This is a genomic window from Arthrobacter sp. D1-29 (genome assembly GCF_054130585.1).
On the sequence record NZ_CP096383.1, the window covers coordinates 826,298 to 838,357 of the forward strand.

The window sequence follows — 12,060 nt, forward strand, 5'->3', positions numbered from 1 at the left end:
CATGCGCCGGTATCAGGACATGCGGAATTACGGTAAAACCCGTCACGCCGTTGCGGTGCGGGCTCGGTCAGGAGAGGGCGACGGCGAAAGGCGGGCCGCGCCGGCTGTCTTGCCTGAGATTCCGCCAGCGGGGTGCGGATGGAACCGCCCCCGGACGGGGCACCGCCGGTGGGGGACCGGCGTCGGGAATTACCGCTTGGGGGAGCTGGATCAGGGGGCCGAGCCAGGCCGCCAGGGCCCAGAGGGCGGTTTCGCCCTTGGCGAGCAGCAGAGCGCAGCCGGCGGTGGCAACGGCGTGGGCCAGCAGCATCGCCAGTCCGGCCGCTGAATCCAGCTGATGGGGATGGCCGTTCATACCCTCGAGGGCAGGTGGGGCGAGACCCGGAGAGTGGCTGCCGTGCAGGCCGGACACTGTGCTGCCGTCCGCCACCGCCGGCCCGCTGAAGGCAGTGAAAACTTCATGCAGTATGACCTGTCCCATTCCCAGGACAGTGATCATGGCCGGAAGGTTCAGGCGGAGCCGTGTTGCGCTGGTTGCGGCCAGCCCGGTCAGGGCAAGCACGGCCAGCAGGATGCCAAGGCCCGGGAGCTGACCGCCGGCTGCCACGTGGGCACCGGCCGCCAGTGTCAGGATTCCAGTGGAAAGGGCGGCTGCGCGAAGGAAATGAAAGGGAGCACGGGCACGGTGGGTGCGCACAGATCCTCCCTTGATTGCTGCTTGTTTTCTGGTGCCACCGGGCTGGGCGACCTTCAGATTCTACCGGTGGTTCGGCGCCCCTGCGCGTCCGGACGGGTCATCAGGCAGAGGGACGGCCCGCGAGCAGTTCTGCCAGTACGGCCTCGGCCGAGTCGTGCCGGATCAGTGCCGCGGACTGTCCGGCCCAGAGCGACATGAGTTCGGTGTTGCCCTGGGCGGCTGCCTCCGGGCGGAACCTGCCGGTCAGCCAGTTCTGGGCCGGGAATGGTGCGATGCGCGCCGGGTCAAGGTCAGTGATGATGCGGTTGGGGATGCCGCGGGCCAGCCGGCCGCTGAGGACGCGCGTGAGCACAGTTTCCCGGGCGGCGGGGCTGTGCAGGATTTCACGGTATGCGGGAACGGCGGCCGATTCCCTGGTGGCCAGGAAGGCTGAACCCACCTGGACAGCGTCCGCGCCAAGGGCCATTGCGGCCGCGTATCCGCGCCTGTCGGCGATGCCGCCGGCAGCGATGACGGGGATTCGGACGGCGTCCGCCACCTGCGGGACCAGCGCGAAGGTCCCCACCAGGGAGTCCTCCGCCGGCTTCAGGAACGAGACCCGGTGGCCGCCGGATTCCATCCCGCTAGCCACCACTGCGTCCACACCGCCGGATTCCAGGGCCACCGCTTCGGCCACAGTGGTGGCGGTGCCCACCACAACGATTCCGCGCCGGTGGGCTGCCTCGATGATCTCGGGGGCGGGGACACCAAAGACAAAACTCACGACGGCGGGTTCCGCTTCCAGCGTGGCCTCCACCTGCTCGCCGTAGTCAGGAAGGTACCGGTCAGGCATTTCCGGCAGCGGGAGGTTAAGTTCGTCGAAGTAGGGGCGGAGGATGCTGACGTACCGGTCAAAGGCAGCGGCGGTGAGTGGTGTGTCCTCCGTGCCGTCCGGTACCCAGAGGTTCAGAGCGAACGGCTTGGCCGTGGCCTCCTTGAGCTGCGCCGCAGTTTTGTGGATGGCTTGGGCGTCGTATCCGTAGAGGCCATATGACCCAAGCCCGCCGCCCTCGCTGACGGCAGCGGTGAGCTGCACGGAGGAGACGCCGCCGAACGGGCCCAGCACCACTGGAACCTCTGTTCGGAACAGTTCCGTGGCCCGGTTGGGGCGGGAGGAGAGGTTCTGTCCTGGCGTCATGGTGTCACTCCGGATCCTTGGGCTGGATATCCGTTCCAGTCTTGCAGGGCTGAGGCCCCCACCCAACTCAGTCCCGCTTAATGGAGGAAGTGACCAGCCGTGGCGGGAGCCTTTGTGCAGCCCTCGAACGAACTCCAACAGGCTTATAGGCGGGGCCGGGGAGCGGCGCTAGACTGCTGGCGTAAGCCGCCACCTACCTCAGGGAGAACATGATGAACTACTCAGGGATGGGCAACGAGAAAGCCACGCCGGCCAGCGAGCTCAACAGGACCCATGTAGGGCACACCATCAGTTTTGAGCCCGACGAATTTACGCTGGTATTCGGAAAAATCGCGGCAATAGCCCGTAAGGAGGGCAGCGTCACCATTGCACTGCAGGGCGTGGACGGCAGCGGAGGCCTGCAGTCCAGCTACAGCCTCTCCGGCAGCCAGCTGGTCTACCTCCAGCCCGACATGCTGACCAACACCGAGTCAACCATCAAGGACATCTTCGGCAAAGTCCAGGAGAACCTCCGTGGCGGCCTGAAGGGTGACGACAAGACAGACAAGCTCTGACCACAGCAATCTTGAGCAAATCCACTGCCATCCATGGGCTAAGGCTGAGCTTGGATGGCTACCGTGAGTGCACCAGCGAGACGAAAGGTGCACTCATATGACAATCATTGAATACTTTTCAGGCCTAGGCATCATGCTCGGAAGCCTGGCTGGGATCTTGGGACTGCTGGCGGGAGTGGTCCGCTACCGGTCTGGCCATCAGGGCTCCTGAGCCCGCTGCAGTTTTGTCTGGGGTTATCTGAAGGAGGCTGAATAGCGATGGCTGAAGACGAGTTCAGGACGCGGCTGGATCGAGTGGAAGAGCTGTACCGCCATCTGGTCGCCTTGCGGGAGGACGCCAAGAGCCGCCACGGGGCCGGCAGCGAGGAGCTTGTCCTGGCTGAACTGCGGCTGGATAACGCCTGGCATGAACTGTACGAATTTATGGACCTTCCCCTTTCACGTGATGTTGGAGCCGCACCGAAGCCGGAGTAGTGGCCCGGACCGTTCTGAATTGCAGGGCCCGGTCATACCTGAAGGACAAAAGCACCCGCCCCACGTCCACGGGCCGTAAGGTTTGATGGACAATGCCTGGCGGGAAATGTGAATCGACACTGTGTTCCCATCAACGGTGCCCCTTTCCATACGGCCGCCGGCGTTCACGGATCGGACCGGCGGCTGTTCTTGGCGGTCTGACACATCACATAGGGGGAACAATGACAGTATTGCTGATCGGCGGGGCCGTACTTGCCGCCCTGCTCATCGCAGGATTCATCTTTTACACTTCGAGCATCCGGTTCGCCAAGCCGAATGAGGCCATGCTCATCACCGGCAAGAGTGACCCGAACACCACCGATGAAACGTCCGATGACCAGTCCCGCGTCATCATCAACAACCGGGCATTCGTTAACCCGATCACAGAACGCGTCAGCCATATCTCGCTGTCCTCGCGCCAGGTCGAAGTCACCATTGAAGCCATCTCCAACAACGGCATCCAGCTCAAACTGGCCGGCGTTGCACAGGTGAAGGTGGGCGGTGACAAGATCTCCGTCCGCAAGGCAGCCCAGCGATTCCTTGACCAGCAGGACGCGATCGATCACTACACGCAGGAAACCCTCTCGGGTTCACTGCGTTCCATCGTGGGCACCCTGAGCGTAGATGCGATCATCAAGGACCGCGCCCAGTTCGCAGCTTCAGTGAAGGAAGAAGCCGAGCACTCCATGACCAACCAGGGTCTGGTCATCGACACGTTCCAGATCAAGTCTGTTGACGATGCAGGCGGCTACCTGAAGAACCTGGGCCGTCCTGAGGCTGCCCTGGTTGCACGGAACGCAAGCATTGCCGAAGCCAACTCCCAGCGTGAAGCTGCGGAAGCGAAAGCCCTCGCGGATCAGAAAACGGCTGAAGCTGAGCAGAAGCTGGCCCTTCGCCGCGCCGAACTGAAGCAGGAAACGGATGCCCGCCAGGCCGAAGCTGACGCCGCCGGTCCGCTTGCCCATGCCGACCAGCAGCAGGCGATCATCCTCAAGAACCAGCAGGTAGTGGCACGCCAGGCGGAACTTCGTGAAAAGGAACTCGACATCGAGGTCCGCAAACCCGCAGACGCTGCCAAGTACAAGGTCGAAACTGAGGCGGCCGCTGACCTTTCCCGCCGTACCCGCATCTCGGAAGCCACCAAGGTTGAAGCTGCTGCGGAACTGGAAACCCGTAAGCTCAAGGCTGCCGGCAACGAGGTGGAAGCTCAGGCCCTGGCTGCAGCCAACACTGCCAAGGGCAACGCCGAGACGGAGATCAACAAGATCCGCGGCCTTGCCGAGGCTGAGGTCACCAAATCCAAGGGCATAGCGGAAGCTGACGTCATTGGGCTTCGTGGCAGGGCCGAAGCTGAAGCCATCGAGGCTCAGGCCAAGGCCTACAGCGAGTTCAATGAGGCGGCCATCCTGAACAAGCTCCTGGAGGTGCTGCCGTCCATCGCCAAGGAAATCGCCGCCCCGATGAGCGCCATCAGCAACATGACGGTCATCTCCAACGATGGCGCAGGGCAGATGAGCAAGAACGTTGCCTCCGGCGTCCAGCAAACCGCCCAGATGCTCAAGGACACCACCGGATTCGATGTGATCGAGATGCTCAAGGGCTTCGGCGCTTCAACCCCGGCAAACACTCCTGTCCCCGGAAACGGTGCCATCAAGGAACCGGCCCGGACCGGTGTGGTCAATGCTGCGTTGAAGGACGAATCCGCGGAGTAGTTCTCAAAACTGACGGACCCCCGGTCTGGCTTCTGTCCGGGGACAAGGCAAGGCCCCCAAGCGCACACATGCGTTTGGGGGCCTTGATTTTTCTGGCCGTCGTTAGGCTGCAGTCAGGCCTTTGATCGCTTGGGCGAGTTTGTCTGCCGCCTGGTCCACCTCCTCTTGGCTGGCTCCCTTGTTCCCGTTGACGGCGGTGGCCGCGTCTCGGGCGGCGGCGAAGGCCGCCCAGGAGTCGGCCGTCCAGCCGCCTTCTGTCAGCGCCTTCGCGTCAACCAGGTAGACAGCCAGTCCCGACTTGTCGATCGTCTCGACGATGAACTGAAGCTCGGCTACGTTGCAGAAACCGTTGCCGCCGTTGATGCGCAAGGCCCCATAGTGAACGGGCTCGGTCAGGGTGATGGTGTTCCAGCCGCGGACCGGGGTCCCCGTGCTCGCGAACTGGGTCCAGGTGGCGCCGCCGTCGTTGGAACCCTGGATGCCCATGCCGGTTGCCCGCAACACCGCGTTGTCCCTTGGGAAGTACTTCACGCCGACCACCTTGAACGCGGAGCCGTCGGCCGGGAGCACGGTGTTGGTGCAGGACTTCGTGGTCGTGTCGGTGTACGTCCCGGTGTTCCCGTCGAACATGCGCCAGCCGTTCGCTGCCGCGCTCGTCGCGCCGTCAGCGGTCGCGGTGCTCGCCGCAACCCAGGACTGTTCGAACGTCGCGGGAGCCACGGCTGCCGAAGGGTCCAGGAGGTCCCAGGCGTCCAGGAGACGGCGTGCAAGTGCCTGCTCGTCGGCGCCCTGCTTGGCGAGTGCCTCGCGGACCGCCGCGACCTCGCGGGGGAAGAGGAGCTTCGAACCGCGAGTGTAGGTGCTGAGGTCAACGGCATCGGCGCGCTGAAGGAGCGGACCGATGTCGTACTTGGCCGCACCGAAGAGCCGGAGCTCCGCGACGTAGATGGGCGCCTTGTTCGCGACCCGCAGGTAGCGGTAGCTGCCGGCGTCGGTCGCGTCGAGGTTCTGCCACGAGAGCGTCTTGTAAGACGCGTCGGCGATGGTTGTCCAGGTGTTGAGGTCGTTCGAGCCCTGGAGCACCTGGTCGTTCATGCGGCGGACGCCTTCGGAGTCCTGGCGTGCAAGGTAGTCGAAGCGATCCACGCTGACCTGCATGCCTGCGCCAAAGTCCCAGATGAGGTAGTACTGGCCGTCGATGGCGGGCACGTCGCTGAACGTAGCGGGTTTGCTGTCGAGCATGTTCGCCGAGTGCGTGGCCTTGGACGAATCTGCCGAACCGTCCGCCTTGACCACTTGGGCGTCGGTGAGATCAATCAGGTTTCGCTCGTCCGAGCCGTACAGGGCGGTGCCGTCAGTCGAACCGTGAATCGTTGCGGCTGCTTGTCCGTTCTGAGTCGTGTTATCTATCACGACGTCGAGGCGGCCGCCGCCCGTCAGGTCGCCGAGCTTGCCGGTGGCAGTCCACGACAGCGAGTCCGCGCTCGCGGCCGTGAGCTTTTGGCCGCCGACGCTCACCGCCACATTGCTGACCGGCTTCGCGCTGGTGAACGTCACGTTGATGTCGCCACCCGCTGTCACCCTGCCTGCCACGGCACCCGGTGAAGCCACGGAGACGTCGGTGATGTCCCCGGGGACTTCCGAGCGGTCGCCGAAGACGTGGAACTCGCCGACGGACCAGATGCCCGGGTACGCCGGGTCGATCGGAGGGGCCGGCTCGTCGATTTGGAGCTTCAGGTAGCGGAACTCCTTGCCGCGGTGCTCGGCTTTGACGGCGATGGTCTCCATGTCGTTGGTGTCACCGGTCGGACGCTCGGTGAGGAGGGTCCAGGTGATGCCGTCGTTCGAGCCGTAAACGTTGGTGCCCTGCGAGCGCATCGGGAAGGAGAAGCGGGCCTGGAGGCCGAACTTCTCGGCTTTGACACGGTACTTGGTCCCGAAGTCGAAGGTGAAGAACCCAACGCGCAGGTCGCCGGAGTGGCTGTGATTGTTCCCATCGGCAAGTGCCCGTGCCGCGTCCGCGCTGATGCCGCCGGGAGTGACCGCGCCGGGATAGTCGATCGATCCGTCCGACAGGCGGGAGTTGAGCAGTTCGAGCGCCTCGATCGCGTCGAGCAGCCCCTGGAACGCGGTCCGGAACTCCGAGTCGGAGCCGTTCTCGGACGCGTACCTCGTGGCGGCCAACGCAGCCTGGTACGGCTCCTTTGAAGCCGTGGTGTAGACCGCGCCCTCGTCGGTGCCGTCGGCGACGGCGGCGTCGATCATCTTGGGCCGGTTCTTGGCCACGACGAGTTCGAAGGTCCGTGCGGTGACGGCAGCGCCGTCGTCGGCCACGATCTGGACTTTGTGTACACCCGGGTCACGGTCGGTTGGCTTCCAAGTGACGGTCCCGGTGGCGGCATCGAGCGTTGCCCCTGCCGGAAGGCCGCCGGCAGCGTATGCAGGGGCCCCGCCGGCATCGGTAGCGCTGAACTGGAAGGTGGAGGTCGCATCCGGCCACAGATAGTACCGGTCGCGGGCCTGCTCGAAGGCGGGCGGGGTGAGCTGGGCCTGGGCGTTGAACATGAGGGTGTCCATGTCCACCTTGGTGCCGCCGCCGGTCACCCGGTAGAACTGGGTGTGCGGGCCGCCCGCGGGATAGGTGATGTACCGCCATTGGCCTTTGGTGTCAGGCAGTTCGATCCTCGCCATGATGCCCGGCTCGGGTTCGATCCCGTTGCGGGGGTCGCGCCGCTCCTTGTCGAGCACCTCGATGACGGCGGGGCCGTCGGTGCGCACGAGGACGCCCATCTTGCTGTTGCCGGGGTACATCACGCGGCTGACAACGCTCATGGTTCCGTCCGCGTCCGCGGTGGCGCGGGCAAAGGTGCGGTCACTTTCGGTGATGATCTCGGTGCCCTCATCGAGCGGGATGCCGTAGTGGCCGAAGGTGAGTGTGGTGTCCTCCACCGGGGTCGGCTTGGTTCCCGCGATTTCCGGCGGGAAGGCCACCCAGTACTCGATGCTCTTGTCACCTGCGCTCCAGAAGTTGTTGACACCGGTGCCGTAGTTGTACAGGGGGCCGTCCATGCGCTCGTTAAGCAGGGCGACGTTCGGGGCCTCGGCCTCCACGTCGACGCCCTCGACGTACTTGTACTGGTAGTACAACTCGTTGAGGGCGTTGAACATCCGGCCGCGGTAAGCCGCGGAGATGGTGCCGCCGGTGCCCCTGTCGTCGATGTATTTCGTGGGCTGGCCCATCATGTAGCCGTCGAAGGCGTCAGCGCCCGCCAGGAGGCGATTGTCGAGGAACTTGTACGCGGTGACGGCGTCGTCGGCGGTGGAGACGGTACCGTCCTCCGGGTCAACTTTGGTGCCCTGGACGTGCAGGAAGCGCGCCATAGCGGCGAAGTTGTCGATGTTGCACTCGGCGTGGGCCTGGTCGCGGCCCATCTCGCGGAGCTGCACGAAGTCCTCGCCGTAGGGGTTGGCGGGGTCGTCCGCGTCGATGAGCGGGATCTGCTGAGCGAGTCCGCCGCTGGTGTAGTTCGTGAACTCCGAGTTCACGGTAAACCATTCGACGCCCTTGGCGTAGGCGGCGGCGTCGTCAGCGTAGATCGCGGTGGCGATGCGGCCGTAGAGCCCGAAGTTGTGCTGGTTCATCCATCGCTCGGGCGAGTAAAGGAAGGTGTTCACGAGCGGGTTGGCGAAGTTGCCGAGCAGACGCTCGTCATCCTGCGCGCTCCACACGACGTTGTAGCCGTCCTGGGTGCCGGGGGTGTCGTCGGCGACCGGTTCGGTGGCGCGGATGATCTCCGCGGCCATGAGGAACTGCGAGAGCGGCTTGCCGGTGTGGATGTGCGAGTCGGCGAAGTACTTGAAGCCGTCGGGGTTCATGCTCGCCCAGGTCCGGAGGGCCTGGATCGCGTTCTTGCGGTGGACCTCGTTGCCGGTCATGACCCACATAAGGGATTGGGTGAGTGCGCCGAAGGAGTCGTTGGTCTCCCTGCCGCGCAATCCGCCGTGGTTAAAGTTCGGGTCGAGCGCGACGTCGGGTTGGGCGGCGGACTTCGAGTTCGACGCCCGGTAGGTCTTGGACGCTGCACCGGTGGCCGTCATCGCCTTAAAGTAGGAGGCCCAGGGCTCCTGCCCGGAGCGGACCATCGCCTGCGCGTTGCGCAGGTCCTCGGCCGACAGTCCCACGCCTGGGTGGACGAATCCGGCGTCGCTGACCGTCTCGTTGATCGTGACCACGTGGTTGGTGAGCAGGGCATCGTACTCGGCGGCCCTCGCTGGGGCCGCCATCACGAACATGCCTGCCACGATCGCCAGTACGGCGGTCAAGGCAGGCAACTGTGATCGTCTGCGTTTGCGGGCTTGCATCATTGCATTTTCCTTCCCGGAACTTGGCGCGGTGGTGACCTTAGGGGAAGTCGCATCTCACGCCGGAAACATCGGGATAACGTTATCCTGATGTTGAAGGTAGCGGTCTATGCGTCGAGAATCAAGGTTTCGGGTGATATCCCTCAAACGTGCACCGGGATAAACTGCGGTACCGGCGCCCAAAGCTCTCCCATCATCGCCTTGAAACTCTTCGGGTGGAATTTCTCCAGTCAGCGAGGCTACTGGGAGGACACGACAGAGCACATGTGCCAGCCCTGTCAGTAGGCCGGTGTCCGTTCCGAGCCCGCCAAGGCCGTAGGCCACGTTACGGCCTGACCCTCGACCGTGTTGAGCAGGGGCGTGGACGCGGTGTTGGCCACTGTCAGCGTCACGGGAGTGTCCATGATGGGCAGGGGCACGGCCATGATGCCCTGGCGGCCGGAGATTTCCAACACCCCGGCATCAATGATGGCCCGCAGTTCGCAGCCCTCGTCAACCGGCAGGAAAGCGTCCGTGAAGTCCGCGTTGCCGGGTACCGTGACTTCGATGCCGTCGCCATCATGCCGGACGGTGGCCAGTGGCCCGTCCACGGTGGCGAGCCTGATGACTGTCCCGGCGGTGACGGTGCACCGAAGGTCGGCACCGCCGTCGAGCACTGTCTCGAAAACCCCGGCGCTGACCGGATTCAGGGATCCCGGCCGGGAGTACGTCGCGAGGTCGGCGTGCGGGGTCGCCACCAGGGTGTCGCCGTCGAGGGTCAGCGTGTGGGGGATGCTCAGGGCGCTGGCCCATTGTGCCTTAGGGCTGATCACGCCGCGGACCCAGAAGATCAGCGATGGTGCGCCGTCTTTGTCTCTGAAGAAGGAGGGGGCGTAATAGCTTTTGCCGTAGCTGAGCTGGCCCCAGGATCGGGCGGTGAACTTACCGCCGGCGTAGGTTCCGACGCCGTAGGCGACGTAGTGCAGCACGTCGTCTTCCCAGATGGAGGTGACCAGGACGTGGGAGCCGTCGATTTCGAACAACTGCGGGCACTCCCACATGGTGCCGGTCCAGACGGGGTCTGATTCGATTCCGCTCCGCTGGGCGGCAATGCCGTCCAGGGTCCACTCGGAAAGGTCGGGTGAGCTGTAGGACACCGCGGCGGCGGTGCCGCCCTCCAGTCCGGCGCCCACAAACATGCGCCACTGTTCGCCATCGCGGAAGACGAATGGGTCCCGGTAGGCCACCACGCCCAGGTCCGGTGCGGTCATCAGTTTTTGACCTTTTGTCCAGGAGTTCCAGGAGGCGTCGTCCGGGGTGGCTGCCCTGACGGTGCCGATGCCGATGTCAGGCTCGGTGACAGAGGTGTAGTACATGGTGGCGGCACCGTCGGCGGCGGTGACGATGGAACCGGACCAGACGCCGTCGTCCCCGTCGCCGGGGGCGACCGCGATGCCCTGCTCGGTCCAGGCGATCATGTCCGGGGAGGTCGCATGGCCCCAGTGGCAGTTAGAGGCCCACGTAGTGCTGCCCGGGACGTACTGGTAGAAGAGGTGGTACTGGCCGTCCTTCCAGGTCACACCGAGGGGATCGTTGATCCATCCTTCGCCGGCGGTGAAGTGGAAGGCGGGCCGTAGTTCTTGCGCGTTCATGTTGGTCCTTTTGTGCTGGCTTGGGCTTTGTGGCTCGGGTGGGTTAACTGACGGGGACGCTGTTGGCGGCCAGGAACCGCTGACGGACCTCCCGGGCCTGCTCGGCGTTGGCCTTCTCCCACTGGTCGATCTCGGCCCTGCGTTCGTTCCGGACCGCATCCCGCGTCTCGGTGAACTGCCGCATCCGTTCGGCGGAGGCGTCGCGGGCGGCCTGTTGGGCAGGCGTCAGCTCCGGCAGCGGGCGCTCCTCCACCTGGTCGCGGGGGCGAAGCGGCAGGCGGTCTTCCACGGCGTCGATGTCCAGGATGGGGGAGGGGAGCGTCTGGTACCAGTAGGCGGTGGAGGACCAGTCGTCGGAGAGGTGGTTGGCGTGGCCGTGCTCGAAGGTGACCTTGATGCGCTTCTGGAATCGGATGGGATCGGTCATGTGGAAGCGGTAGCTGTGGTGGAAGCCGGGCACGTTCTCCTCATGGACCATGGTGCCGTTCATGAGGAAGGCGTTGTGCTGCATGCCCCAGGCGTGCCCGAAGTAGTCCTCCATGCCGGTGCCGTGCAGGCTGGGCGGCCAGGTGTCGTCGTCGATGAAGATCATGTCATCGCCCTCGCCCCACCAGGAGCCCTGGAAGTGCCGGACGGCGAGGTTGCAGCCCACGTAGTGGCCCTGCCCCTCGGTCTCGAGCACCACGTAGTTGTCCTGGCCCGAGAGGTTGGGGATGGCCACCTCGATGCTGTTGGTCTGCAGGTCAGGGCCCCAGCCGGCATTGGGCTTCTGCCGGCGCCAGTGCGCGTGGAAGTACGCGGTGTCTTCCGGGAGGGGCTCGGTGTAGAGCTCGTAGTCGATGTAGAAGTACTGCAGGTAGGGAATGTCGTTCTGGTTTTCGACCGTGATCCGGGCCCGGGAGTTGAAAGGCATTTCGAAGTAGCTGTTGAATGCCGCGCTGCCGCCGAAGGTGTTCAGTTCCGGTTCCTTGGCGGAGACGGAGAGCGGCAGGGAGTCGTATGAGCCGGAGAGGGAGTTCATCAGGCCGAAGAAGTCGCCCAGTGGTGCGATGACGCTGGGGATTTCCTGATCATCCCAGTACATTTTGAGGACGATTTTGCGGTAGTAGTCCGGGTCCACGACCTCCCAGCTGACGCCCAACGCGTTGTGGATCTCGAGCATCGGCACGCCCACCAGTTCGGGAGAGATCTGCCCCGGGCCCGGCTGGATGCGGCAGGACTGGGTCATCCAGATGTGGGTGATGGCGCCGGGCCCTTCGAGGTCCGCCAGGACCCGTTCCTCGCCCGGCATGATGATCCAGTTGTCCCGGTTGCGGCCGGTCTGGTCCCAGCTGGAGGCGCGGGCGGTGCGGGCGGCGGAGAGCTTGGTCAGGCTTGAGAGCAGGCCGGAGCGCGGCGATGAAGACATGAGTGG

Annotated in this window: 8 protein-coding genes; 3 read left to right on the plus strand and 5 right to left on the minus strand. The window is 64.6% G+C overall.

Annotated features, from left to right (window positions below; translation table 11 throughout):
• Positions 1-67: 67 nt before the first annotated feature.
• Positions 68-697, minus strand: a complete 630-nt coding sequence (locus M1E17_RS03945; protein ID WP_457965598.1) for a hypothetical protein — start codon at positions 695-697, stop codon at positions 68-70.
• 100 nt (positions 698-797) lie between these two features.
• On the minus strand, positions 798-1,874 hold the full coding sequence (locus M1E17_RS03950) for an NAD(P)H-dependent flavin oxidoreductase (protein ID WP_457965599.1): 1,077 nt from the start codon (positions 1,872-1,874) through the stop codon (positions 798-800).
• A gap of 209 nt (positions 1,875-2,083) precedes the next feature.
• On the opposite strand from M1E17_RS03950, the gene M1E17_RS03955 reads away from it, so the two are divergent.
• The 3 genes from M1E17_RS03955 (at position 2,084) to M1E17_RS03965 (ending at position 4,653) form a co-directional block, all read left to right on the plus strand.
• Positions 2,084-2,428, plus strand: coding sequence for a hypothetical protein (locus M1E17_RS03955; protein WP_457965601.1), 345 nt, complete (start codon positions 2,084-2,086; stop codon positions 2,426-2,428).
• Positions 2,429-2,686: 258 nt separating this feature from the next.
• Positions 2,687-2,902, plus strand: a complete 216-nt coding sequence (locus M1E17_RS03960) for a hypothetical protein (RefSeq protein ID WP_457965602.1) — start codon at positions 2,687-2,689, stop codon at positions 2,900-2,902.
• Between the two features lie 221 nt (positions 2,903-3,123).
• Positions 3,124-4,653 (plus strand): flotillin family protein, encoded by a 1,530-nt coding sequence (locus M1E17_RS03965; RefSeq protein ID WP_457965603.1) that lies wholly within the window; start codon positions 3,124-3,126, stop codon positions 4,651-4,653.
• A gap of 102 nt (positions 4,654-4,755) precedes the next feature.
• On the opposite strand, the gene M1E17_RS03970 is transcribed toward M1E17_RS03965, so the two are convergent.
• The 3 genes from M1E17_RS03970 to M1E17_RS03980 form a co-directional block, all read right to left on the minus strand.
• Positions 4,756-9,018 (minus strand): putative Ig domain-containing protein, encoded by a 4,263-nt coding sequence (locus M1E17_RS03970; protein ID WP_457965604.1) that lies wholly within the window; start codon positions 9,016-9,018, stop codon positions 4,756-4,758.
• Positions 9,019-9,293: 275 nt separating this feature from the next.
• Positions 9,294-10,646, minus strand: a complete 1,353-nt coding sequence (locus M1E17_RS03975) for a glycoside hydrolase family 32 protein (protein ID WP_457965605.1) — start codon at positions 10,644-10,646, stop codon at positions 9,294-9,296.
• A 43-nt stretch (positions 10,647-10,689) separates the two neighbouring features.
• Positions 10,690-12,054 carry a glycoside hydrolase family 172 protein gene (locus M1E17_RS03980; RefSeq protein ID WP_457965606.1) on the minus strand — a complete coding sequence of 455 codons (1,365 nt, stop codon included), beginning with the start codon at positions 12,052-12,054 and terminating at the stop codon, positions 10,690-10,692.
• Positions 12,055-12,060: the final 6 nt, after the last annotated feature.